This is a genomic window from Solitalea lacus (assembly GCF_022014595.1).
GTDB lineage: Bacteria > Bacteroidota > Bacteroidia > Sphingobacteriales > Sphingobacteriaceae > Solitalea > Solitalea lacus.
Map to the genome: position 1 here is coordinate 3,618,841 of NZ_CP091740.1, position 23,941 is coordinate 3,642,781.

At 40.8% G+C, this 23,941-nt stretch carries 22 protein-coding genes and 1 pseudogene; 8 read left to right on the forward strand and 15 right to left on the reverse strand.

Annotation, left to right across the window (positions count from 1 at the left end):
* Nucleotides 1–31 precede the first annotated feature (31 nt).
* The 4 genes from L2B55_RS15550 to L2B55_RS15565 form a co-directional block, all read right to left on the reverse strand.
* Nucleotides 32–1,444 (reverse strand): RagB/SusD family nutrient uptake outer membrane protein, encoded by a 1,413-nt coding sequence (locus tag L2B55_RS15550; RefSeq protein ID WP_237847091.1) that lies wholly within the window; start codon nt 1,442–1,444, stop codon nt 32–34.
* A gap of 24 nt (nt 1,445–1,468) precedes the next feature.
* Entirely contained in the window at nt 1,469–4,759 is a 3,291-nt protein-coding gene (locus L2B55_RS15555; RefSeq protein ID WP_237847092.1) for a SusC/RagA family TonB-linked outer membrane protein, read from the reverse strand.
* A 115-nt stretch (nt 4,760–4,874) separates the two neighbouring features.
* The gene (locus L2B55_RS15560) at nt 4,875–6,011 is read right to left on the reverse strand and encodes a FecR family protein (RefSeq protein WP_237847093.1); all 1,137 of its coding nucleotides are present in this window, start codon (nt 6,009–6,011) and stop codon (nt 4,875–4,877) included.
* A gap of 109 nt (nt 6,012–6,120) precedes the next feature.
* Nucleotides 6,121–6,687 (reverse strand): RNA polymerase sigma factor, encoded by a 567-nt coding sequence (locus L2B55_RS15565; RefSeq protein WP_237847094.1) that lies wholly within the window; start codon nt 6,685–6,687, stop codon nt 6,121–6,123.
* Nucleotides 6,688–6,924: 237 nt separating this feature from the next.
* Between L2B55_RS15565 and L2B55_RS19095 the strand changes: the two genes are divergently transcribed.
* Nucleotides 6,925–7,278, forward strand: a complete 354-nt coding sequence (locus L2B55_RS19095; RefSeq protein ID WP_420854527.1) for a transposase — start codon at nt 6,925–6,927, stop codon at nt 7,276–7,278.
* Nucleotides 7,279–7,640: 362 nt separating this feature from the next.
* Here the strand turns inward: L2B55_RS19095 and L2B55_RS15570 are convergent, their stop codons facing one another.
* From L2B55_RS15570 to L2B55_RS15580, 3 genes are all read right to left on the reverse strand, one after another.
* Complete coding sequence (locus L2B55_RS15570) at nt 7,641–8,510, reverse strand: cation diffusion facilitator family transporter (protein WP_237847095.1); 870 nt, start codon at nt 8,508–8,510, stop codon at nt 7,641–7,643.
* A 158-nt stretch (nt 8,511–8,668) separates the two neighbouring features.
* Complete coding sequence (locus L2B55_RS15575; RefSeq protein WP_237847097.1) at nt 8,669–8,935, reverse strand: hypothetical protein; 267 nt, start codon at nt 8,933–8,935, stop codon at nt 8,669–8,671.
* Nucleotides 8,925–9,230, reverse strand: coding sequence for a hypothetical protein (locus tag L2B55_RS15580; protein ID WP_237847098.1), 306 nt, complete (start codon nt 9,228–9,230; stop codon nt 8,925–8,927). The genes L2B55_RS15575 and L2B55_RS15580 overlap by 11 nt, the downstream gene beginning before the upstream one ends.
* A gap of 359 nt (nt 9,231–9,589) precedes the next feature.
* Between L2B55_RS15580 and L2B55_RS15585 the strand changes: the two genes are divergently transcribed.
* The gene (locus tag L2B55_RS15585; RefSeq protein WP_237847099.1) at nt 9,590–10,384 is read left to right on the forward strand and encodes a tyrosine-type recombinase/integrase; all 795 of its coding nucleotides are present in this window, start codon (nt 9,590–9,592) and stop codon (nt 10,382–10,384) included.
* Nucleotides 10,363–11,157, forward strand: a pseudogene (locus L2B55_RS15590) (IS91 family transposase). Before L2B55_RS15585 ends, L2B55_RS15590 begins: the two are co-directional and overlap by 22 nt.
* A 210-nt stretch (nt 11,158–11,367) precedes the next feature.
* Here L2B55_RS15590 and L2B55_RS15595 read toward each other — a convergent pair.
* The 4 genes from L2B55_RS15595 to L2B55_RS15610 all read right to left on the reverse strand — a co-directional run bounded on the left by L2B55_RS15595 (nt 11,368) and on the right by L2B55_RS15610 (nt 16,121).
* Complete coding sequence (locus L2B55_RS15595) at nt 11,368–12,375, reverse strand: phosphotransferase (RefSeq protein WP_237847100.1); 1,008 nt, start codon at nt 12,373–12,375, stop codon at nt 11,368–11,370.
* A gap of 56 nt (nt 12,376–12,431) precedes the next feature.
* On the reverse strand, nt 12,432–13,790 hold the full coding sequence (locus L2B55_RS15600) for an IS110 family RNA-guided transposase (RefSeq protein ID WP_237847101.1): 1,359 nt from the start codon (nt 13,788–13,790) through the stop codon (nt 12,432–12,434).
* 394 nt (nt 13,791–14,184) lie between these two features.
* Nucleotides 14,185–14,826 (reverse strand): RloB family protein, encoded by a 642-nt coding sequence (locus tag L2B55_RS15605; protein ID WP_237847102.1) that lies wholly within the window; start codon nt 14,824–14,826, stop codon nt 14,185–14,187.
* The gene (locus L2B55_RS15610; protein WP_237847103.1) at nt 14,823–16,121 is read right to left on the reverse strand and encodes an AAA family ATPase; all 1,299 of its coding nucleotides are present in this window, start codon (nt 16,119–16,121) and stop codon (nt 14,823–14,825) included. The genes L2B55_RS15605 and L2B55_RS15610 overlap by 4 nt, the downstream gene beginning before the upstream one ends.
* 328 nt (nt 16,122–16,449) lie before the next feature.
* Here L2B55_RS15610 and L2B55_RS15615 point away from each other — a divergent pair, with 328 nt between their 5' ends.
* The 5 genes from L2B55_RS15615 (at nt 16,450) to L2B55_RS15635 (ending at nt 20,092) form a co-directional block, all read left to right on the forward strand.
* A complete protein-coding gene (locus L2B55_RS15615) occupies nt 16,450–16,695 on the forward strand; it encodes a hypothetical protein (protein WP_237847104.1) in 246 nt (81 codons plus the stop codon).
* Nucleotides 16,696–16,706: 11 nt separating this feature from the next.
* On the forward strand, nt 16,707–17,528 hold the full coding sequence (locus tag L2B55_RS15620; protein ID WP_237847105.1) for an IS110 family RNA-guided transposase: 822 nt from the start codon (nt 16,707–16,709) through the stop codon (nt 17,526–17,528).
* 775 nt (nt 17,529–18,303) lie between these two features.
* Nucleotides 18,304–18,495, forward strand: coding sequence for a hypothetical protein (locus tag L2B55_RS15625; RefSeq protein WP_237847106.1), 192 nt, complete (start codon nt 18,304–18,306; stop codon nt 18,493–18,495).
* Between the two features lie 8 nt (nt 18,496–18,503).
* Nucleotides 18,504–19,010, forward strand: coding sequence for a tyrosine-type recombinase/integrase (locus L2B55_RS15630; RefSeq protein WP_420854528.1), 507 nt, complete (start codon nt 18,504–18,506; stop codon nt 19,008–19,010).
* Nucleotides 18,989–20,092: an IS91 family transposase gene (locus tag L2B55_RS15635; protein WP_237847109.1), complete on the forward strand. Its 1,104-nt coding sequence runs from the start codon at nt 18,989–18,991 to the stop codon at nt 20,090–20,092. Before L2B55_RS15630 ends, L2B55_RS15635 begins: the two co-directional genes overlap by 22 nt.
* 246 nt (nt 20,093–20,338) lie before the next feature.
* On the opposite strand, the gene L2B55_RS15640 is transcribed toward L2B55_RS15635, so the two are convergent.
* The 4 genes from L2B55_RS15640 to L2B55_RS15655 all read right to left on the reverse strand — a co-directional run bounded on the left by L2B55_RS15640 (nt 20,339) and on the right by L2B55_RS15655 (nt 23,914).
* Nucleotides 20,339–20,968: a hypothetical protein gene (locus L2B55_RS15640; protein WP_237847110.1), complete on the reverse strand. Its 630-nt coding sequence runs from the start codon at nt 20,966–20,968 to the stop codon at nt 20,339–20,341.
* A 182-nt stretch (nt 20,969–21,150) separates the two neighbouring features.
* Entirely contained in the window at nt 21,151–21,741 is a 591-nt protein-coding gene (locus tag L2B55_RS15645) for a hypothetical protein (RefSeq protein WP_237847111.1), read from the reverse strand.
* A gap of 136 nt (nt 21,742–21,877) precedes the next feature.
* Nucleotides 21,878–22,078: a hypothetical protein gene (locus L2B55_RS15650; RefSeq protein WP_237847112.1), complete on the reverse strand. Its 201-nt coding sequence runs from the start codon at nt 22,076–22,078 to the stop codon at nt 21,878–21,880.
* 210 nt (nt 22,079–22,288) lie between these two features.
* Nucleotides 22,289–23,914, reverse strand: coding sequence for a tyrosine-type recombinase/integrase (locus L2B55_RS15655; protein ID WP_237847113.1), 1,626 nt, complete (start codon nt 23,912–23,914; stop codon nt 22,289–22,291).
* Between the last annotated feature and the right edge of the window lie 27 nt (nt 23,915–23,941).

Genomic DNA, 23,941 nt, shown 5'->3' on the forward strand with positions numbered 1-23,941 from the left:
AATGTGAATAATTACTACTTGTTCCGATTACCTATAAATAAGCATCATTTTGACTAAGTTTAGGATTGGCTCTTATTTCAAGTTCAGGTATTGGAAACAAATCGGCACCCTGTTTCCAGGTATTAATACCAGAAAGTGGTTTTAAAACTGCCTCTGCCCTATTTGTACGTTTTAAATCAAACCAACGATGACCCCATTCAGCGAAAAATTCTACCTGGCGTTCTTTTTCTATAGCCTGCAATAAAATTTCTTTACTTGCAGCCGTAGTAGCAAGTAAACCAGCTCTTTGGCGAACAACATTTACATCTGATAGTCCTTCTGAAATTTTAGAAAGCTGGGCTCGGGCCTCGGCACGAATTAAGTATTGCTCAGTTAATCTAAACACCACATAATATTCAGTAAGAGCACCTACATTAGCTTTATATTTTGATGGAAGTGCCGAGGGGGGGGTTCCAGTACCACCAGCTATCCAACTAGTTTTTCGTTGATCATTTGATTCAAAAGAACTCAATAGTTGTTGAGTTAATGCATAAGCTGATCCTGCAAACAGGCTCGCCTCTACAGTATTGGAGTTAGCACGTACTGGTTGTAATTGCCATATAGTTTCAGGACTGTCCTTCTTAAACACTTTGTCCAAAGCCGGTAAAGTTGTGGCGTAAGTTCCTGATGAAATGATGGCGTTTGCCTCCAGTTCTGCTTCCTGCCATTTTTGGGTATACAAATAGGCCCTTGACAAAAGCGCACTTGCTGTCCATTTGTTTGGACGAAGACGTTCAGTAGTCACATAAGCATCTGTTAACAGCAGCTTTGCATCCTTTAAGTCTGAAATAATCTGTTCCCAAACTTTTGTCGAAGGCGTACGAGGCATTAGCATATTTTCATGATAGTCGGAATTCACCACTAAAGGAACATCCCCAAAAAGATTTACTAAATAGAAATAACAGAAAGCTCTCATGAATTTAGCCTCCCCTTCTATTTGTTTCTTTGTTGCGTCTGTCATACCGGTAGCAGTAGCCAATCCATCAATAATAGCATTAGTTCTATAAATGTATTTATAACCATCCTTCCAAAACGCACGTACATAGGTATTATCATGAGTTAATGCATGATCCTCAAATTGTTGGTACTGAGGAGTTACAGTGCTGTTTTGAGTAAAATGAAGTTCATTTGCAGACATTCCACCAATTGAAGACATAACCCCACAAACAAAAGAGCCATTGCTTCCAAATTGGTCATTCATCATATCAATATAAATGGAAAGCATAGCTGCTGTTGCCGTCTTATCGCTTGTAAACACCTTATCGTTGATTAAAACATCCGGAGGAGTTTCAACATTTAAAAAATCAGAACAAGAAGGCAATACTGCTAATGCCAAAGAGCTATATAATGCTAAACGGACAGTACTTTTGGTGATATTTTGAAATGTATTATACATATGTTTCATAATGTAATCTCTAAGGATGAACGATTAAAAAATTACCTGCAAACCTGTAGTAAAGGTTTTTAACGGAGGCATTGTGCTATAGGACATTGTTTCCGGATCTCCTAATTTATATGGGGTAACGGTAAATAAATTTTGTCCCTGAACATACAACCTAATAGTTTGAGCATGGAGTTTCTGAGTTATGTTACTATTAAACTTATATGACAAGGAAACATTCTTTAATCGTAAGAATGAGGCGTCAGTAACGCGTGCTTCTGAAAAGTTGGCGTAATAACTATAGGTAGTTATTGGGGTTCCAGTTGTTGAGAATTTCTGAACATCTGTTATGTCACCAGGTTTTTGCCAACGATCAAGAACCGCAACAGGCTGATTTATCCTTGTACCGGGAGCAGAAAATGAAATGGCAGTTCTACCCTTTTTATTAACAAATTGCAAAGAGAAGTCTAAAGACAAGGATTTATAATTCAATGTATTTTGTAAACCTCCGTAATAACGTTGAGATAGATCATAAATTTCAGTTTGATCTTTAGGGGTGTTGGTACCGGCTAATTGGTAAATTCCCGTTTGAGGATCTACACCATTGTATTTAATCCATTTACTAATATAGATGGGCATTCCGACTACGTAAGTACTGGAGTATGGTGAGTTCTCTATACCTGGATATTTAACCAGTTTATTTCTTGGAATGGTTAGGTTGAATGCGGTCTTCCAGGTAAAATCCTTCAATTGAATATTCGTTGAATTAAGGGCAAATTCCCAACCCGAATTCTGTACAACAGCATTTAGGTTAGCATTTAAAGTTGTAAAGCCTGTCTGAGAAGGAAGAGAATAACCAACTAATTGATTATTTGTTTTGTTTAAATAGTAGTCAGCGCTTAAATAAATCCGGTCATTTAAAAACCCTAATTCCATGGCTGCTTCCCATTTTTGGTTACGCTCCCAAGCAAAGTCAGGATTATCCAAATTAACTGGATACAATCCATTTACTCCTTGATATGCAACCGCGGCGTTAGTTGCTTGCCATTTCGACAAATATTGGTAATTTCCAATGCGGTCATTTCCTGTAACACCCACGCTTCCTCTCAGTTTACCATAACTCAAAAAGCTAAGTTGCTTCATAAAGTTTTCTTCTGAAAAAACCCAGGCAGCACCCACTGCACCAAAATTTCCAAAACGATTATCAGATCCAAACCTGCTTGATCCGTCACGACGAGCCGAAACATTTATCAAATATTTGTCATCCCAGTTGTAACTTATTCTACCAAATAAAGCTTCATAACGATATTTGCCATAGCCGCTGGTTATAGTTTTGGAAGATGCAGGACCGGGAGTTAGCATCAGTTCATCGCTGGTATACCCACTTGCACTGATTCTTGAATTAAAACTTAGCTGTTCTTGAAAACTACCACCCAACAGGACCTGCACCTTACTTTTCCCCCAATTCTTAAAATAATTTGCCTGGGGCTCCAGGGTCCAATTTTTTTGTGTTTGATTAAAAAAATCAGATGTACTTAACTGTGTTCCAAAAGGACTTTGAGATTTAGTTGGGTTAGTACTGGTTTGATCAACTTTTGTTTGGTTAAAGCCTCCATCTAGCTTAATTTCTAAATTTGGGGTGAATTTATACCCTAGATTTAAGCTAGAGCGCAAACCTTCAGTTAATCCAAAGTATTTTTTTTCTGCATAAGCTAAAGGATTAGAAAAGAGAACACCTTTATCTCTCCATACCAGATTTCCGAGCGAATCAATCGGATATGGAGCATTTGGTATCGTATTAACCAGCTGCAACAGATCGGCAGTATTCAGATTATTCTTATCAGAATTGTAACTCGCATTTACTGAAACAGAAAATTTATTATCATTCGAACGATGTGATAGATTAGATTGAAAGCTTATTCTATCATTAGAAAAATCGCCATAATAGATTGGAGTTACATGTTTAAATCCTGAAGCTATTGAGAATTGAGTTTGCGGAGATCCACCTGAAACACGCACCTGCCCATCTGTACTTCGAGCAATTTTATTATACAAGAACTTTGTCCAGTCAGTGTAACGGGTAGTATCCCATACCATTAAATCCGTTGCATTGGCAGTAGTTGGAATTATTCCATCATTTCTAAAAGCTTCTTTACGCATGGCCACATATTGCTTTGTATTCATCATATCAACCATGGTTGTTGGACGCGACCAGCCTGTATTAAAACTTGCATCTATAGTAGTTTTACCTGCTTTAGCCTTCCGGGTTGTGATAAGCACTACCCCATTAGCTCCCCTTGATCCATAGATCGCGGTGGCATCAGCATCTTTCAGTACTTCTATACTTTCAATATCGCCTGCATTAAGATTCACAAATGGGCTGGTTCCTGAAGAGGCATTGGTTAATCCTCCCAATGTCTGAGCTGAAATACCACTGGCATAAGTTACGCTACCTGCAGAGTGAGCAAACGGAATCCCGTCAATGATATACAAAGGTTCAGAACTTGCTCCAAGTGAATTTACTCCTCTGATAACTACACTTACCGGAGCGCTTGAATTACCATTCGCCTGTGTAATTTCAACGCCTGGCATCCTGCCGCTAAGCGCTAAAAGAGGGTTATCTACCGGTTGATTTCTAATTTCTTCACCTTTAACTTTAGAGATGGTACCTGTGCTTAATCGGCGAGTGGTAGTTCCATAAGCAATTACCTGTACCTGATCCAAAGTAGAAACTGATGTTTCCAGAACCGCATTTATAATAGTACTCTGGCCAACAGTGATTTCCTTTGTTCGGAAACCCATAAAGTTGAAAACCAGAACATCACCGCGATTCGCATTAAGTTTATATTTTCCATCAGGACCGGCTTGAGTACCTTTAGAAGTACCTTTAATCATAATGCTTACTGCGGGAAGAGGAATACCTTTATCATCTGTTACAGTCCCTTCTACCTGAACCGGATCGTTTACATTATTTTGTACAGATTGGGATTGTGGAAGTTTTTTAAGAATTGTGATGGTTTTGCCTTCAATTAGCCAAGTAACGGGCTGATCTTTAAATATAGTTTTTAAGGCATCTTCCACCGTGGAATTCTTCAACTCAACATTTACAGTTTTAACAGCTTCAATAACAGATGCATCATAAAAAAACACATAACCTGTTTGGTGTTTAATGGTAGCAAAAACTGTTTTTAATGGAACATTTTTCCCTGAGAAATTAACCGACCTATTAAAGGGGTCGGCAGAAACCTGAAAGCAACCAAAGGAAAATAATAAAATTAAAATTGCGGTAAGCCACCCTTGGCGAACTGCCAATCGCCTCAAAAAGTTAATTTTTTGCATAGATTTGATTTTGGGTTTTAGAATTAAGTTTATCCGTATTTAAATTAATTTGAGATCCAAATCCGGTCAGAAGTGTTCGCAGCATTTTCTGACCTTTCTTTTTTGGAAACTTGGGCTATGGTAGTACTATTAATTTATTTCCCTCCTGTTTTAAGTGAAGACCATTTCTTTCTAAAATTTTTATTACTTGTGTAAGGTTAAGATTTCTTTCCAACTCTCCCTCAAATGATTTAGTTGACACTGGTCCGCTATAGATAATCTCAACCCCATACCATCGGTTGATATAGCGCATCACAGTGCTTACATCAGCCCTATTGAAGTAGAAATAACCGTTTTTCCAGGCCATCACTTCATCCATATTTACTTCAGGATTTATTTTAATTTCGTCAGTTACCTGCGCTTGTTGACCAGGTTTTAATACGTTCATAACATTTCCATTCAACACTTTTACAGAACCTTCCAACAGGGTAATCTTGATATCTGAATCATCATCATAGGCATTTACATTGAAATGTGTTCCTAAAACTTTGATCTCCAAATCACCTTTGGCCACTTTAAAAGGTTTATGTATATCATGAGCAACCTCGAAATAGGCCTCGCCTGTGATTGTCACTTTTCTTTCATCAGACACAAATGCTACAGGGTAAGTAAGGGCTGATCCTGAGTTTAACCAAACCTTACTGCCATCTGACAAGGTCAGGTTTATTACTTTACTTCCTTTAGGATTTGTTAAGGTGTTATATTGAAGTTCTTCAATAGATTTTGAATCCGCAGTACCTTTATATTCAATTTGACCATTTGCTAGCTTAACCAGCTGCATGCTTTCTTGCTGAGCAATAGTTCCTTTGTCATTGCCCTTCAACTCAAGTTTTTGTCCATTAGCAAGTGTGATGGTTGCATAATTTTCAGCAGGTGCTGAAATGATTGTGGGCTTTATTGAGGTCAGGTCCGGTTTTACAATTGTGTTTTTTGATGCCCAATAAATACCACTGACCGAAAATATTAAAACAGCGGCGGCAGCAACCTTGAAGAATGACTGTTTATACAAAGGAATAACTTTGTTACCTAAACCCAGACGAATGTTTTGATAAAGCTGCTCTTTAATTTCTGAAAGCTCAGAATCAGAATAATTGGACAATGAATTCGCATCACTAATAGAATCATACCATTTATCGACTTTAGCTTTCTCCGCTAAGGTTGTCTTTCCTCTTAGGTAATTAAGTAATAGCTTTATTGTTTTAGGGTCCTTCATGTCTGAGTACTTATGTCAATAGAACAAATCCACATTTCATGGATGCTCTTTCACACTAAATACCCAAACTGAATAAGTAGTACTAGTCAGTTTGAAAAAAAATTTGATTTTATAGAAAAAATGGTAACCAGCAGGAATATTGGGTTAAATCCTTCCTTAAACGTTTTAATGCTGTAGTAAGAGTATTTTTTACAGTTTGTTCAGAAATGTTTAATTGTTGAGCAATTTGTGCGATTTGCAGGTCTTCAATACGGCTTAGTCGATAAATCTCCTGCATGCGTTCAGGCAGTTCTGCTACTTTATTAGATATAATTTCCTGAAGTTCATTGTATTGCAAAACTTCCTCTGTACTTAGATCAACATAATGCAATTCTTCATAATCAAGAGGAACATGGATACCTTTTTTACCTTTTCTATAGACAGATTTTATAATAGCATACTTAAGTGCTGTAAAAAGATAAGGAGCAAGTGAAACCTCAACATTAATAGCGTTTCTATTATTCCAGCAGCTAATAAAAATTTCCTGAACCACATCCTGAGCATCAGCATCATTGCCCAATCTATTAATTGCTTTTTGGTAGAGTGCCCTCCAGTATCGGTCGAAAATTACACGAAAGGCAGCCTCCTCGTCCTTGTGCACCAATAAATCTTTGTCGTTTAACCCGGGTAGAATCATGAACCTTAAGCATTACTAATAATGGAAATAAGTTATTATCAATAATCTAATTAAGATTCATTTATTACAATGGATTACATTACTATTAGGATGGACTATTTTATTGTCAAAAGTGCATCGGGCAACAGGTAAAACTTCCGGTGAGCCTTTGGTTCAGGGTTTTCGTGCTATGCGAGGCCCTTTTCGTGCTACGCAAAGGGCTTCGACTTCAAAACAATCGTCAAAAAGTTTAAACCAATTGACTTCGATTATTTTCACCAGTTCCGTTCCAGCCCCACCGACTGCAATACCTGTCCGCTAAAGGAAAACTGCCTAGGCAAAAGCAAAGAGAAGAAGATCGATGTAACGGTGGACAGGCCTTATTATGAGCGGATGCACCAGCGGCTGAAAACCACAAAAGCCAAACGGATGAAAAAACTCCGGAGCTCGACAGTGGAACCTGTTTTAGGCACGCTGGTCAATTTTATGGGCATGCACCGCATCTGGGGACCCGTGGCATCGAGCAGGCCAATAAGTTCATGCTCGGGCAGCTATTGTCTACAACCTGAAAAGCACCTGAAGTTTAGTGCGGAGCACTCCCTTCATCTTTAAACAACATACCTCGTTATTTTAAAAGTGAGATTTGGTCGGCTATACTGTAAGCCGGTTTATTTGACATAGGTATAAAAAAATGACCCACTTGCAGTTCTTATGGTATGCAAAGTGGGTACTGTTGATACAACCATCTGTAATCAAATTTTATTATACAATGTTTTATATAGATTTTCCCTTTTGTTATTCGTTTCTATCTAGAACAGTCGTTAATAGGGTGACACATAACGTTATGCAGATTTACGATGGCAGGCTTTTCAGCACAAATGTTAATACGGAGAACGGAACTTTCTATAACCACAAAACTGTCTGCGGAGCACGAACCCCCGCCTATTGCAATTGCGCTGTTATGTGCTGCCTTTCTATTCATTCGGTTCAATATGAATTAAAACGTGTCCTAATTGCGGTATGTCACTTCGCAAAGTGTCTTTGAGTTTATGTGCTATTTCGTGTCCGTTTTTTACAGAAATGTTGGCGTCAACAGTTGCGTGCAGGTCAACGTGATATTTCATTCCTGCTTTTCGGATAAAACATTTTTCGGTTGCTATAACACCGTCAACAGTTAGAGATACTTTTCTTATATCATCAACAAGGTCGTCATATAGATGCTCGTCCATTATTTCTCCAAGTGCAGGTCTGAATATTTTATAACTGTTGTAAAGTATAAAGCCAGAAGCAAATAATGCCGCCCAGTCATCTGCTGTTTCATAGCCTTTGCCAAAATATAGAGCAATGGAAATTCCAATTAGTGCAGCAATAGATGTAACTGCATCGCTTCTGTGATGCCAAGCATCCGCTTTTAACGAAGAACTATTTGTCTCCTTTGCTTTTCGCATTACTAATTGGAATGAAATTTCCTTCCAAATGATTAGCGGGATAAGAACAAATAATGTCCAAATTTTTGGTAATTCGTGTGGTGTCCCAATGTTTTTGATGCTTTCATAAGCAATGATTGTCGCAGATGTAATTAAAAACCCAACTACTAAAAATGTAATCAAAGGTTCTGCTCTTCCGTGTCCATAAGGATGATTTTTGTCGGCTGGTCTGCTTGCATATTTTAGTCCGAATAAAACCAAGAAGGAAGAAAGAATATCTGTCGTTGATTCTATTGCGTCTGCAATTAGTGCATAAGAGTTTCCGAAGAATCCAGCAAGTCCTTTTATTATAGCCAAAGCTGTGTTTCCTGCAATACTAAAATATGTTGTCTGTATGGCGGTCTGCTCGTTGGTCATTGTCGTCTGTTAAGGTTGTACATAACGTTTCAGCTTGCCGGGCGGGAATTTTACCACAAAACTTGATTTGAAAAACTAAAATTTGATTAAACTACAAAACTGTCAACAAAGCACAAAAAACACCTTTTGGGTAGGTGCTGTTAGCGGCTGGACATTGGTCATTCAACTTCATAGTCTTCGGAGCTATCAGTCTCACCAGTTATACAAGTAAAACAACCTTTTCCTGAAATTGCAGAACCAATGATCCAAATTGGATTTCCGCAATTACAATTTATCCCGTCTTTTCTTAATTGTTGGAAATATAAAAGGTTTTTATTTAATTCCACAATGTCTGAATTCGGGTTACTTGCTTTGTATTTTTTTATAAAACTATCTATCGATATTTTTTGAAAATTAGAGGCTGGATATTCTGGTTTAAAAGTCATAATGCCTTTGGTTCTCTGGAATTTGTTCTACTTCCGTTATATTTTCTAATATTTTCTCAAGTGTATTGTCTAAGGCTTTTTTGTCGGGAGGCGAACCCCAAAAAATGTCTGCTAGGCCGTATTTGTCAAGTTTCCGGATTTCCTCAATTAATTTTTTTGCATTGTCCAAATATTCTTTTTCGTTATTGCAGGATGATGCCATAACTCCGAACTGAAGTGTTAAGTCGTGACTGAATCTCTCCGCTTCAATTATTACTCCTCTATACGATTCTGTCGATAAGTCATCTGTGTCCATATTTAGTTGGGTTTTTAGCCTTGCTTGACGCAGGTGCGAAGAAAGTTCCGCCTTTGTCCAGCGTGACGAAAGTAATTTAATGTAGTGGGATTTGCAAGTTGCACTTCGCCCGCAATTGCGGCAAGCGGCTGTTGAACTAAACCTTCGGTAGCTTTAATTACCGCAGGATCTTACTTTTGCGAAAGTATCAACAGTTTCTAACATGACAAAAAAAGAATCCTGAAGCTTTAGGGGAAAACACCAAGCTTAACCGCGCTAAAGGCGAAGTTCCCGGATTTACCGAACTGATTCACCGGTTCGAACGCAGCATCTCCGTGTTGGGACGCAGCCCGAGCACCTTTAAAAACTACGCCCTGCATGTGGCGACCATCGCCCTGCATTTTGGCAAAATCCCTACCGAACTAGATCCCGAACAGATCCACGAATACCTCTTTCTGCTTCAAAAACGATCGAAATCACCCTCCCAAACTTATTTCAAACACACCGTTTACGGCCTGCGGTTTCTGCTGAAATCGGAAGGCTTGCCCTATTCGTTTCTCCAGCTCCCCGAAATCAAAAAAGAAAAGAAGTTGCCGGTGGTTCTGAGCAAAGAAGAAGTGTGGGAAATGCTCCGGCATTGCCAGTTGCTCAAACACAAACTGCTCATCGGCCTGCTGTATGGCTGCGGCTTGCGTTGCATGGAAGTGCGGAGTGTTCGTCTGGCCGATCTGGACTTTCACCGCAAACAGCTCAAGGTGGTGCAGGGCAAAGGTAAAAAAGACCGGTATGTACCGCTCTCGGGGCATCTGATTCGGGGATTGAAGACCTACCTGCAGGCCGAACAACCCCAGGACTATCTCTTTGGCGGGCAACCCGCCGGCCGCACCGGAGGCGATTTCGACAGCCGTTACTCTCAAAAAGGCGTTCAATGGGCGGTAAAGGAAGCCGCCCGCCGGGCCGGCATCCGCAAAGACGTGCACGTACATACACTCAGGCACACCTTCGCTACCCATTTACTCGAAGACGGCATGGACATCATCACCCTCAAGGATTTGCTGGGGCATGAAAACATCGAAACCACCATGGAATACCTGCATGTGGCCCAAAGTGGTCGCATGAAACCCTTCAGTCCGCTCGACACGCTCTTTGCCCAATGCAGCCCCGCTTCGAAGTAGCTCGGGTGCTGGATCTGTTGGGAGAAGGTATCGGAAAATTGGGTCTGAACTCCTGGCAGCTGCGCACCTTATCGGCCCTCAGAAACTGCCGGACTGCTGCCTTGGGAGGTCATATAGATGCATGCGATGAATGCGGCAATCTGCAAATCAGTTACAACTCCTGCCGCAACCGCCATTGCCCCAAGTAATTCCTTTTTCCGGTGAAAGCCCTCAGCAAGGTGTTTCGGGCCAAGTTTGTGGCCGCCTTAAGTCAACAACATATCGCTTTGATGCCCGATATGCGCAAGGCGCTCTTTGAAAAAGACTGGGTGGTATATGCCAAGCGCCCATTTGGTCATGCCGGGGCTGTGGTGGAATACCTGGGGCGCTACACGCACAAAATTGCCATCAGCAACCACCGGCTCCGGGCCATCGATGAGCAGTCGGTGACTTTTGCCTACAAAGATTACAGGGCTCAGGGCCTCAAGAAATGCATGCAACTGAGCCACGGTGAGTTTGTGCGCAGGCTGGCCCTGCACATTTTGCCCAGGCGCTTTGTGAAAATAAGGCATTACGGCTTTTTGAGCAGTACCTGGAAAAGGGAGAAACTCAGCCAACTGATCGGGACCCTGGGCGGCACGGTGCTAGTAAAGGACAAGCCGGTAAACAGCCTGTTGAAAAGATGCCCCTGTTGTAAAGCAGGCAATTTGGTGACCATCGCCGTTTTCGACCGGCGCGGCCCGCCGGAGGGGTACATAGGCGCGGGCCAAAACATACTTTCCTGTAAAAACTAATCTTTACGGGTAAGGGAACTTATGCCCCTGTGCGAACGAAAACGACCTTTTTTACCTGAAAAAAAGCCCGTAAAAAAAGCAGGACACCCATCCTGCTTCAAATTTCTTCAACTCCTCCGACGACAAGTCCATAACTGTAGGCCGCTACCGAAGATTCCGTTCAACACAGCCTTCATCGCTTGTCCTGCGGACACGACGAACGCTTAGTTATTAGGCACAGTTTTTATTGTCCCCAAGTTTATAAATGTCATAGTATCTCCTAACAAGTCCGTTGATGAATCTTTTCAAATAATTTTCACTTAAAAATGAGTTCGACCAATTGTCGTAACGCTGACATTGAACACCTAAATAGAAAAAATATAAACTTACCCCAAGCATTGGAATAAGTCGTTTTTCTTCTGCACTTAATGGTGTTAAAGATTCGTACCCTTGAAGAAAACGGTCAACTTTAGGTTGATAATCTTTAGCTTCATATTTCTCAATGTTGTGAAGTTGTAAAATATAGTAAGCAATATCTAAGCAAAGCCAACCGTTTCCGCAGAAATCGAAGTCGAAAATGGTTACTTGGTTGTCGGTGGTGATGTTTAGATTGTCAAACCAAATATCAAGATGAACAATTCCCTGTCTAATTTGCGAAATGTCGGCATTCTCAAACTCCTTTAACAGGTATATTTGAGTCGATTTCATAAAGCTCATTTCTTCTGTATCACTTTTCAAAAAGGCTGATACTTCTTTTAGTGAATCAATGAGAATTGCTTCAGGTGTATAGTCTATGCGATTTAATTTCTGATTAGTGGTTATCTTATGAAGTCGAGCTATCAGTTGTCCAATTTGGAAATGAGTTTCTTCTGAAATTATATGTTGTTTTTCACCAGATGCAAATGTAAAGAGCACAGCAAATCTGTCTCCTTCCGGTGCACTTAGTGTTTGTACGTAGTTGCTTTCATTGTCTGATAGCGGATAGGAAATGGAAATGGTATTTTCTTTTAGCTGATTCAGCAATTTAATTTCCTCGTCAATCTCCGTTTTTGAGCGCCAATTTAAACTATACACTCTAAATACAAACTTGTTTGAGTTGTCGGTTACCAAATATGTGTCATTGATCCCAGCTTTTATTAATTGGCATTTGGTGTCTTTGCTCAAAGAATATTTTTCCTGTAAAAACAGTCCTAAATGTGTCGCTGAAAGATTAGAATTTGTTACTGGAAAATGTGTCATTGGTCTGTTTTGTTGTCTGTGGTAAAATTCTGACTAACGTTTCAAGAAAAGATGTTTTAAAGGCTATTAAAGCCCAATTCTTCATTAGTCAGGCCGAATTTATCAATTTGTTTCCGAATCCGTTTCACCATGCCCAGTTTTCTTTTCTGATCCAAAAACAGGTAACCTGCTGGGTTAATGTAAGTGGCTCCTTTAATCAGTAAGTTCCAGATAATCACGGCCAGCTTTCTGGCAGTAGCGCTGATGGCCGACACACGTCCCTTTCGGAAACTGATCCGTTGAAAAAAATCCCTTAAGGGTGTGGAGTCTTTCAGGTTGCCAATGGCATTGGCTGCATTTCGCAAGGCTATTTTTAGCCGGTTACTTCCCTTGGGCACTTTGCTTGAGAGTACCTTCCCCCCGCTCACCTTGTTGTTGGGCGCCAGGCGCAACCAGCTGGCAAATTGCTTGGCATTGCCAAACTTCCGAATGCCTGCTAAACCAACTTCGCTCATTAAGGAAAGTACCGTTGAATAACTCATTCCTTCGATGGCCAGTAAATCCACTCCCTCGAACATTTGATAGGACTTCAGATTCAAGTCAATGTCTTTTGGGCTGTTTTTATTAATGCGTTTATAGATTTTAGGGGGGAGTTGATGCTGGTTTTTATTGGGGTCATTGCCAATAATCTTTTCAAGCTGCTCGCCTATTTTTACGTCACATTGCAGCACCTTCTCCTGCAGGTAATCATAAGTCTCCAGTTCCTGCTGCAAGGCAAAGAGGTAATCGGCTCTGCCGTTGCTTTGCAGGGCCAGGGCAAGTTCGTGTTCACTTTTTCGGCAGTTGCCATGTCGCAGGGAAGCTAGCTTTTGCGGATTGGATTCACCTTGGCAAATGGCTCGAATGATGCTTAAGCCGGTAAGTCCGCAAATGTCATTGACCACCACATCCAGTCGCAAGTTGAGCAATCGAAGGTATTTCTGCATTTTTTTGGAGGTAGAGGCCGCCTGATGAAGTAAGTTGGATCGGTGACGACAGTAGGTGCGCAGTTGCTCGGTCGCTTCATCGGGTAAAAAGCTGCTGTTTAACAAGCCCAGCGTGTGCAGCTTCTGGATCCACTGGCAATCTTTTACATCCGTCTTTTTCCCTTTAATGTTCTTGGTGAATTTTCCGTTGCACAACACGACCTGAAAGCCTTTGGCTATGAGTACGGCATAAAGGTTTTGCCAATAGGTGCCTGTACTTTCCATCGCTACTGTTTTGACTTTTTTCTCCCCGAGCCACTGGGCCATGGCAAAGAGATCCTGGTTATACACCCCAAATTCCCTGACCTCTTCCGGCTGTTGTCCCACAGCCACCCAGTGCGACCGGCTGCCCACGTCGACTCCTGCCGCATGAGCATTGACCACTTCCATTGGAATCGATTCCTGTTCCATGTGTTAACAGTTTAGAAACTCTTTGGAGATGTGCTTTTGGCTAAGAAAATATTCTGAACGGGGTCCCTCTTTTATGGAGGGCCACCAATGAAGTCATGGCAAACATCTCAACCAGGATTGCGCCCGTGCTTTATAGCGACACTTTTTAAAACGGCCTTGCAAAGAGCTTTCCTAATTTAATGAATTTGCCCAGATTGTGATAGACCTTTACGTTAGCCCAAGGAGTCAATTCCTCTGAAATAGGATGGATTGTACCTAACGTTTTGCAAATTTGCGATGGGCGGGATTTTTACCACTAATGTTGATGCGGAGAACTGAACTTTCGGCTACCACAAAACTGTCTGCGGAGAACAAAACCCCGCCTGTTGCAAATGTGCTGTTGGCGGTTCGGCTTTTATCCAAAGTGCTTTTTTAGTTCGTCTGACTGAAACAATAACTCCATTTCACACATTGCTTTTGTCGGGTTTTGGTTATCGAAACTTCCAAGAGAAATAGAGTTTTCTATAGCGGTCTTTAATTTTGGTTTTAACTTCAGATAAATGTCGTCATTTTGTTTCGTGAAGAACTTTTGTGTTTTCTCGTAACATTTTAAGTGTTTTTTCAGTTGTGCCTCCTCTCCCGAACATGCGTTGAAATATTTTGAAGTTTTTTCAAAATGAAGCAGAAACCAAAATTCAAGACAAGGGTTATTTACAGCAACAATGACATTAGGGTAATCGGCAATAAGAATTGTTCTATATTCTTGAAATGTTTTGAGTGGTGATTTTTTCCCTTTTGGGGCTTCATTTGCTTCTTTTATAATCGTGTCAAGGTCAACCAGCCAAAAAACTTTAGTAAATTCCTTTCCAGATAAATCACAAACCAATTTGTATTGTTCTTCTATGCTTTTCTTGTTCGGAATTTCGGGTTTTATACTAACACGTATATCCCTTTCGTTTCGCTTTAGCATTTGTAAATACCAAACTTCTGTTTCTCCGTCCACTACAACAGCGAAAGAAGGGTTTGGTTTGTGCGCAATCTTTTTGGGCTTTCTCATGGGTTTAAATCAATGAAAGTGTCGCCCAAATTCGGTGTCCCACTTAATTTACCACTTTTGTAAGCGTTTAAAATATTTGTAGTGTTGCGAACAACAGAACTATCAAAATCAATCAATGAATATAGTTCTGTAGAGCAACTTTCTTGTTTGTCTGTGAACCATATCGCATCATTCCTAAAAATATCTTTGTTGTCTAAAATTTCTCGATTGTGAGTAGTAGCAATGATTTGAGAAGTTTTAGAATTCAAAAGAAAAGAGAGAAGGAAATGCAAATATAAATCAGGGTGTAATGAGGCTTCTAACTCATCAATTGGAAATGCTGTTGAATTTTTGATTAGCAAAGCTAACAACCCTGCGAATCCATAGTAACGTCTCGTTCCTTGCGATTCAAATTCTAATGGCAAAGTATATTTAGTGTTGTTTACTGTATGTTCAAATTCAATGTTTACAGCCGTTAACTTTCCTCTTTCTTCCAATTCCTTAATTTTATCACTTGGAGTTTTTACTTGCTTTTTCAAAAACTCAATAAAATCATCAGGGATTTCTTTTTCTTCTTCTTGAATAACAATGTCAGAGATATTAAAGTCTGCTTTCTTTAATATTGTAACGACATCAGATTTAGAAATTTCGTTATTATCAATTCTTGAGGTTACAAATCCTTCTAATTCTGTTATTGTAGATACTAATGGACTTAAATAATTTTCAAACCAATCAACAACTTCTTGTAATTCTTTGAGGTCAATGTTTGTTTTTATATATCCACCAAGAACAGTATTGTTCCACAAAGTGTTAGATTCAAGTGTTTTTTCAAAAATCTTGTCAGTAGAAATTTTACTACCAAAAGTTATTTCAGTAAATTGATTTGATAAATTGGTTTTTCTCCTAAAAACATTAGCTTTATTAGGATTGTGAAAATATAACCCCTCGGTTACAATAGCTTTTTTGAAAAACTCTACTTCGTAAAAGTACTTAATGTCATTTTGAAAAAACTCTATAGAAATAATTGAGTTTTGGTTGGGTGTTTTTGGGTCAAATAAGAAAGGATTAAAGTCTAACTCATTAGTTTTTTTACGCTCTGGTTCAAGAATAATATCTCTTAAAAAATCAAGAGCTTTCAGAATTGTTGTTTTTCCAGATGCGTTTGCACCATAAATCAAGGCAAGTTTTAAAACTCTTTGTCCCCCAAAATTTACGATATAGGCGTCTTCAAGGTGTGTTGATTTGTCAGCCTCAAATGAAAGAGTTTGTTTGTCTTTTATCGAGCCAAAATTTTGAACACTGAAATTTACAATCATTTTTATCTCTTTTTTTGTAAAACACTTACAAATATATGAACAAAAATAGCGATAAATAAAGTTTCTATCTAAAATATGTAAGTCGTTTACAATTTTAAGTGACTTTGGATACTTTGCCCATTTTCTGTCTTGTAAGTTCGTTGTTCGCACTGTCTGTTCTAAGCTGACCGTCAACGGGCGACGCTTGCCGAAGGCGCGATGAAAACACCTGCGTCTTAGTCTGCCGTGGCGTAAAGTTATTAATTAGGCCGTATGTTTGTAAAGCATAAGTTCCAGGAAGTTATATTAAATTTAGAATAGCAACTCTAAAACTATAACGCTGAAACTTATGCAACCACAAATTAGTCAATTAGATTTTAGCGGTCAAAACATTTATGTGGGTTTTGACGTGCATTTAAAAAGCTGGCAGGTTACCGTTATGACCGAACTGCTCACCCATAAAACGTTTTCACAGCCACCTAAACCGGAAGTATTACACCAATACCTCCGGCAGCATTTCCCTGGCGGCACTTATCATTCGGCCTACGAAGCCGGTTTTTGCGGCTATTGGATTCATAACCGTCTTCAGGCTTAGGCATTGACTCGATGGTGGTTAATCCAGCCGATATCCCCACCACCGATAAAGAAAAGGTGCAGAAAGAGGATTCCAGGGATAGTCGTAAAATCGCAAGATCATTAAGAAGCGGGACCTTAACACCGATTCATGTTCCTGCTGCCCAAACCCTGGAAGACCGTTGTTTAGTGCGTACCCGGGCCTCCTTAGTCAAGGATCTCACCAGGTATAAAAACCGGATCAAGTCGTTTCTGTACTTTCATGGCATTGAACTGATTGAGCCTTTTACAAAAGTTCAGTCACACTGGTCGAAGCGTTTTATGACTTGGCTGGAAAACATCGATATGCCGGAGCAAAGCAGTAAGATGGCCTTACAAATCATGATTGCAGAAGCGAAGCATTTGAGAGCTTCTGTCCTGCAGCTAACCCGGCACCTCAAGGAATTGTCAAAAACTACCCTCTATCAGCAGCCGGCAGCCTTGTTGCGAAGTATCCCGGGAATCGGCTTACTGACTGCCATGACCCTGTTGACCGAGTTGGAGAGGATGGACCGGTTTGAAAACATGGATCAACTCTGCAGCTTTGTCGGCCTGATTCCTTCTACGCATTCCAGTGGAGAGAAAGAAGTGACCGGCGATATCACCCGCCGCGGGCATGCGGTGCTGCGCAGCGCCCTGATTGAAAGTGCATGGGTGGCCATACGCCTGGATCCTGCACTAACCAAAAGTTATCATGATTATTGCCGGCGGATGGAACCCAACAAAGCCATCGTAAGAATAGCCCGGAAATTACTCAGCAGAATCAGGTACGTATTAACAAACAAACAAGCGTATGTGTGTGCAGTGGTTCACTAAAACTAAACGCCATATAAAAAACATCCTTTTGAAGTGAGACTGATAAAAAACCTTGCAGTACTTCCAGTATCTGCTATAATTAGGCACCAGCTCACTATCTATAAAAAATTAAACACGGCAATGCAGCCCGGTTTACCGGTTCTGCTAATAGAAGGATGTTTTTATAGCTTTTAGTTCATTGAAAAGACAAGTAGGTCTGAAGGTTTAGGGAATGGGAGTTTTTTTAGCCATTTAAGACAATGAATAGAGCGAATGAAGCCCCTGCTATTGCGGGGCTTCAGCGCTGTATTCACCGTCATAAATCCTATTGCTGATGAGTTGCTCTCCAGCAGCGCCCACTTCCTCTTCGGATTTATATCACAAAGGTAACAATCTAAAAAAAACTTCCCGATCTCTTGTTTTACAACATAGAAGGTTATCAGTTCAATTTGCACGTCCAGCGCGCTTTACGGCAAGCGGGTGTTGAACTAAACCTACGGTAGCCTTTCCGCCGTTTTACCGTAGATTCGCCCTGTTAAAACTTATAGAATGACAACGAAAAAAAATCGCCGGAAGAATTAAGGTGGAATAGCTACCTTAACCGCGCTAGCCGTGAAGTTAGCGGATTTGCAGATATGCTGCAACGATTCGAGCGCAACATTTCAATTTTGGGCCGTAGTCCGCGTACCTTTTCAGGGTACAGTAGGTACGTGGCCGCCATGGCGCTCCACTTTGGCTGTCTGCCCACCGAGCTGGATCCCGAACAGGTCAAAGATTACCTTTACGAACTCCAGCAATGGAGTCAAACTCCCTCCCAAACCTATTTCAAACATACCGTTTACGGGTTACGCTTTCTACTGAAAACCGAAGGCCTGCCTTACGATTTCCTTCACTTGCCCTCTATTGCCAAAGACAAGAAGCTACCGGTAATCTTGAGCCGGCAGGAGATCTGGCGAATGTTGCAGGGGGCGCAACTCCTCAAACATAGGATCCCTCATTGGGTTGCTCTACGGTTGCGGGCTGCGTTGTGCCGAGGTACGGAGTCTGGAGCTCAAGCATCTTGATTTCGACCGCAAACTGTTGCATATCGTACAAAGCAAAGGCAATAAAGACCGCTACGTGCCACTAAGCAAACATCTTATCCGGGGCATCCGCAAATACATCTGCCTTGAACACCCCAAAAAGTACCTCTTCGAAGGGACTGGTAACCCAGAAGGCAGGGGTTTTGATGGCCGCTACAGTCAAAAGGGCGTACAATGGGCGGTAAAAACGGTGGCCAAACAGGTGGGTATCCTCAAAGAGGTGCACACTCATATGCTTCGCCACAGCTATGCCACGCATTTGCTGGAAGATGGTGTAAACATCGTGGCCCTGCAAAAGCTGCTGGGGCATAGTAATATCGAAAGTACCATGGTTTACCTCCATGTGTGCCAGTTGCCCCAAAACCTGCCCCATAGCCCGCTGGATAAGGTGTTTGAACAATGCGCCCAGCCTGGGAAGTAGCCGATGTACTGCAAAAGGTAAACTGCTACACGCCTAACTACACCGTCCACCAACAAAAGACACTCAGGGCTATCCAACTCTGCCGCACCGCCGCACTGGGAGGCCATGTAGATGCCTGCGATGGCTGTGGCAATATCAGCGTGAGCTATAATAGTTGCCGGAACCGCCACTGCAATAAATGTCAGGGACATAAACGGGAAGAATGGATACAGGACCGGCAGGCCGAGCTGTTGCCATGTACGTATTTCCACGTAGTGTTTACCCTGCCGCAGGAATTGAATGGATTGGCTTTGCACCGGCCGGATCTGGTTTATGCAGCTCTATTTCGTGCCGCATGGCAAACGCTGCTACAGTTTGGTAAAAATGAGGGATTACAATTGGGGATGATTGCCGTGCTACATACGTGGGGGCAGAACCTGTCGCTCCACCCGCACCTGCATTGCATTGTACCGGGTGGAGGCATGGATGAAAGAGGCCAATGGAGGCGCAAAGCACGTAGTGATAAATACCTGTTTGCAGTTAAGGCGCTGAGTAAAGTGTTCCGGGCGAAATACGTGCAGCAGCTCCGGCAAGAAGGTATTGAAGACCAAACCCTGTTGGAAACCCTGTTCAAAAAAGAATGGGTGGTATATGCCAAACGTCCTTTTGGAGGCCCCGGCCAGGTGATTGAATATCTTGGCAGGTACACCCATAAAGTGGCCATCAGCAACCAGCGACTGGTAGAGGTTAACGAGGAAGAGGTGAGTTTCCGTTACAAGGATTACCGTCAGAACGGGGTTACAAAGGTAATGGTCTTGCCTGTCAATGAATTTGTACGCCGCTTTGCCCAACACATCCTGCCGAGGCGTTTTGTGCGTATCCGACACTATGGGATTTTGAGCAGCAGCTGGAAGCGTGGCCATTTGCAGAAACTCCGGGAAAGCCAGAAGATGGTTTCAGTAGAGGCTAAAATGGTCACCCTGATCCGCAAATGTCCATGTTGTAAAACGGGTACGTTGGTCACCATTGAGGTATTTGGCAAACGGGGGCCACCTCAAACTGATTTCCGGGTGGCAAAAATTGTTCCTGTGCCGCAAAAGTAGCAGAACGGGTAAGGGATGTTATGTCCAATGCCTAACAAAAGAAGTTGAAATGGAGCTGTTCCTGGGCTCAAAAATTTCCTAAACGAAAAAAGCAGGCGCCCTGACTGCTTTGGCATCCTTAAACCGTATTACAACATCCCCATAGATAAAGTGAATGTATCCGGTTTCGTTCAACCAAGTTTTCATTTCTTGCCCGTTGGGCAAAACGAAAACTTAGTAATTAGCGGCTGCTCTTCTTTGTGTCGGTTAGTTGCTTTCATTCTGATTTACCTCTGTCCGTTTAACTATGTAAGTCAAGTCGATGTCCGCTGTTGTGAATGTAAATTTTATTTCGTCTGGATTTAGTTTCTCGGTTGTCCAATGCTTTGTTGGTAAACGAGTTTCGAGTTCTGTTACTTTCAAAGTGTCAAAGTCAATAAAGACAAGGTCACAATTTATTTTTTGTGTATCATTCCATTTTTGTAAAAACACTCCGCCAAAGTCAACTAGTAACCAGTCACCAAACAACTTGTCTGTCAAGTAAGAAATTGGCGGGTTACTTTTTAGATTCAAATAGTCGCCACTGTCCCAAGGTAAAGAACCAGCAAGTTGTTGTTCAATAAGAACGCTGTCTGCTGAAGTGAAAACGTTCCATTGTTTGTTTCGGTTTTCTATTTCAAGGATCTCCTGCTTTTGTTTTTGCAAGTCCTCTTTACTTGTTGTGAATCGCTGCCAAAGAGAAAGTAGTCCAGCGAAAAGCATAACTACAAGTACAAACAAAAGAAAAATAGGATACAAGGGAATTGTCAGAATTGACAAAAGTCCATCCACGAATTCGCTACCCGTTTTTGGTCGTTTTATTTTGTGTAAAAATGATATTTTAAGTTCCTTGGTCAATGTGTCTGTATGGTCTATTAGAGTTCTGACTAACGTTTCAAGAAAAGATACGCTTGCCGAAGGCGCGATGAAAACACCTGCGTCTTTGTCCGCCGTGGGGTAAAGTTATTAATGGTTTTGTGATTTCCTAGTTGCACCTCCACCGCGCTTGCGGCATAGCGTGTGTTATGCGCAATAAAGCCTCACTTGCGAGGTGCTTTAAATGAAATTTTAGCTCTTACTGGCAATGGAGGTCTGTCCGCTGTATCTTTTTTAATGTATTCAAGAATGTCTGCAGAACAAGATTGTTGTTTTTTTACATTTTGTGTAAGATAGAATTCCAGTCTCTTAAGCTCATGCTTTGCCTTTTCTGTCAAACGAGGGGGAATGAATTTTATATACGTTGTTTTATTACCATCAAATGAACTTATTAAATAGCCAGCGCCACAATAAATATGAGGTGTTGTGTCAGCCTTGAACTCATTAGGCTTAAATCGGGCTAATGAATCTAAAATTTCAAATGACTTCATTACAGTATCTGGGAGTTGATTCCCTGTTAATGAAAATAATGTGTCATTTTTTGAAAATTGAATGCAAAATTTCCCAGAACTGTCAATCTCAAAATGTTCTCTAAGATGAAGGATAAATTTCCTTGGGTTGTCTAAGTCATCAATTGATTGAAACACGGAAGTCAAAGTAAAATGCTTAATCGAATTTTCCCTTGTAGAAGTCTGTTGATTACAGGAGTCCAGCAACAGGATAAAAACAAGAAAAATTATTGAGGTTGCTTTCATTTTATTGCGCATAACGGGCGACGCTTGCCGAAGGCGCGATGAAAAAGCCTGCGTCATAGTCCCGCCGTGACGTAAAGTTATTAATTAGGTGGTAAGTTCAAAGTTGCATGTCGACAGCGCTTTTGGCAAGCGTTTGTTAGGCGCTGGGTTTTTCTTCCTTCTTTAAGCCACTCCTAAATATGAGTATTCCAGCTAACATCATTGCACCCGTACCTATTTCTGCTCCAAATGGAATTTGGTCAAAAGGCAACGTAAAATAAGAATTCAAGAGTTTAATGAGTTGAATGGTCGAACTAATAAATAAGCCACCGCCAATAATAAATTTAATCCATTTCATATTATTCAGTTTGATTAAGAGAGCATCTATCTGTCTGTATTAAAAATATTGAGTTTAGGTAGACTTAACCTTGCGCCTAACGAGTGGATAAACGCAGGTCCTTCTATTCTCTTTTGGTTTAGTTGCGTTTATATTCCATTTATCAGGTCTCTTACTTTTTCCCTATTAACACCCCGTCTGGCCTGATAGATGCCTAAATTACATTATTTTTTAAATATCCAACTTGTCCAAGGGACTTTTAATTTGGTCAAAACCTTTAGTGGTAATATGGGTGTATATTTCTGTGGTTTTACTACTGCTATGCCCTAATAAATTTTGAATATACCGCAAATCGGTGCCGTTCTCTAGCAGGTGTGTGGCAAAGGAATGCCTTAACGTATGCATACTAATCTTTTTCTTGATTCCGGCTTTTTGCGCGGCGTCTTTTAGCACTTGCTGAGCACTTCTTGCAGAATAGGGCTTGGGCTCAGAGCCAGCCGTGAATCCTTCAAACAGCCAGTAATTCGGCTTAAAGACCCTGTAGTAATTTCTTAAAATGATTAATAATTTTTCTGACAACAGGGTGTAGCGATCCTTTTTCCCTTTGGCCTGTTCTATTCGTATTTGTTTCCGCTCCGAATCTATATCATTTACTTTCAAGCTGACAAGTTCACTAATTCTCAATCCGGCCGAATAGGTAAGCATAATCATTGCTTTATGCTTCAAATTGGAAATCGAGGCAATCAGCAACTTTACTTCTTCTTCACTTAAAACGACTGGCAAAGTCTTTTCTTTAATGGGACGCTCTATAAAGTAAAATTTACGCTGACCTCCTAAAACACGTTCGTAATAGAACTTTATACTATTTATTGCCAAATTCTGATATGAGGAGCTTACCTTTCGTTCGGTAACGAGGTAGCGTAAAAAACTAATTATTTGTTTTTCATCTATAGAGTTGATGTCATGCTTTGGAAAATGATTAATGAATTCTTCAAACAAACTTTTATAAGTTTTTATGGTTGCCGCACTGTATCGTAACTCGATTAATTTCTCTTCATACTCTTTAGGTGCATTTCGGTAGCTGGCCAAATCAAACGGCGTTAAACGTGAAAGTCCTTCCCGTTTATTCTCTTCTTCAAAAGAAAATCTCATTCCAAGTTCTTCCAGCATGCCTTTTAATTTGGTAAGAGTGTGTTCTGAGTAGGCTACTGTCCACCACCTATTTTTTGAATCCCAATGATAGTAAGGTAGTTTCTTTACACAACAGGCAAAGGCATCTGAATAATTAGAAATGATTTTGAGTCTTCCCGAAGCAGTTTTAATGACCCATGCCTCATTTTTATCTAGTACTTTAGTTGTAGATCCGGGCCGCGTAATCACTTCTTCGTTAATATTAACAGATATTAGTCGATCTCCAAAATATTGTTTCAACACATCCAGATTTCCGGAATAATTGGGTATTTGCCAATAGTATCCCGCAGAATCCCATCTGCTGTATTTTAGTTGAGCAACGAACTTAACATCAGCCTCATTTTTGGGCATTTTTAATATAATTTTTCGGCCTATTACCTCTATTGTGACTCCCTTTTTCTCTTTGGTGTCGGGTTGCCTCATTTTAACGGGTGTTTCTTCTGATTGATTAGGGGTTTGGGGGAGTGATAATTCAGGCTGTAAATAGGGAAATAAAGCAAGAAGTTGCTTGTAAGCCGCTTTTGTATAAGGAATGTGCCAGGCTCTGTGGGTTTGGCTCCAGCGGGCATCTTCTATGATCTTTAACTTCTCCAAAAATTCATTATTGTACGGAAAAGTAATCTTAATCCGGTACTCTCCACGGTGATACAATTTTGAAATCTTCATAGGTATAAGATAGTTGCGTTTATCCCT

Bases quoted from the DNA above. Each gene is read 5' to 3' on its own strand.
- L2B55_RS15655 (WP_237847113.1), bottom strand. From the start codon at position 23,914: ATGAAGATTTCAAAATTGTATCACCGTGGAGAGTACCGGATTAAGATT.
- L2B55_RS15565 (WP_237847094.1), bottom strand. From the start codon at position 6,687: ATGATTCTACCCGGGTTAAACGACAAAGATTTATTGGTGCACAAGGAC.
- L2B55_RS15625 (WP_237847106.1), top strand. From the start codon at position 18,304: ATGGAGTCAAACTCCCTCCCAAACCTATTTCAAACATACCGTTTACGG.
- L2B55_RS15555 (WP_237847092.1), bottom strand. From the start codon at position 4,759: ATGCAAAAAATTAACTTTTTGAGGCGATTGGCAGTTCGCCAAGGGTGG.
- L2B55_RS15605 (WP_237847102.1), bottom strand. From the start codon at position 14,826: ATGAGAAAGCCCAAAAAGATTGCGCACAAACCAAACCCTTCTTTCGCT.
- L2B55_RS15645 (WP_237847111.1), bottom strand. From the start codon at position 21,741: ATGAAAGCAACCTCAATAATTTTTCTTGTTTTTATCCTGTTGCTGGAC.
- L2B55_RS15600 (WP_237847101.1), bottom strand. From the start codon at position 13,790: ATGGAACAGGAATCGATTCCAATGGAAGTGGTCAATGCTCATGCGGCA.
- L2B55_RS15650 (WP_237847112.1), bottom strand. From the start codon at position 22,078: ATGAAATGGATTAAATTTATTATTGGCGGTGGCTTATTTATTAGTTCG.
- L2B55_RS15615 (WP_237847104.1), top strand. From the start codon at position 16,450: ATGCAACCACAAATTAGTCAATTAGATTTTAGCGGTCAAAACATTTAT.
- L2B55_RS15635 (WP_237847109.1), top strand. From the start codon at position 18,989: ATGCGCCCAGCCTGGGAAGTAGCCGATGTACTGCAAAAGGTAAACTGC.
- L2B55_RS15610 (WP_237847103.1), bottom strand. From the start codon at position 16,121: ATGATTGTAAATTTCAGTGTTCAAAATTTTGGCTCGATAAAAGACAAA.
- L2B55_RS15580 (WP_237847098.1), bottom strand. From the start codon at position 9,230: ATGGACACAGATGACTTATCGACAGAATCGTATAGAGGAGTAATAATT.
- L2B55_RS15550 (WP_237847091.1), bottom strand. From the start codon at position 1,444: ATGAAACATATGTATAATACATTTCAAAATATCACCAAAAGTACTGTC.
- L2B55_RS15595 (WP_237847100.1), bottom strand. From the start codon at position 12,375: ATGACACATTTTCCAGTAACAAATTCTAATCTTTCAGCGACACATTTA.
- L2B55_RS15560 (WP_237847093.1), bottom strand. From the start codon at position 6,011: ATGAAGGACCCTAAAACAATAAAGCTATTACTTAATTACCTAAGAGGA.
- L2B55_RS15620 (WP_237847105.1), top strand. From the start codon at position 16,707: ATGGTGGTTAATCCAGCCGATATCCCCACCACCGATAAAGAAAAGGTG.
- L2B55_RS15575 (WP_237847097.1), bottom strand. From the start codon at position 8,935: ATGACTTTTAAACCAGAATATCCAGCCTCTAATTTTCAAAAAATATCG.
- L2B55_RS15570 (WP_237847095.1), bottom strand. From the start codon at position 8,510: ATGACCAACGAGCAGACCGCCATACAGACAACATATTTTAGTATTGCA.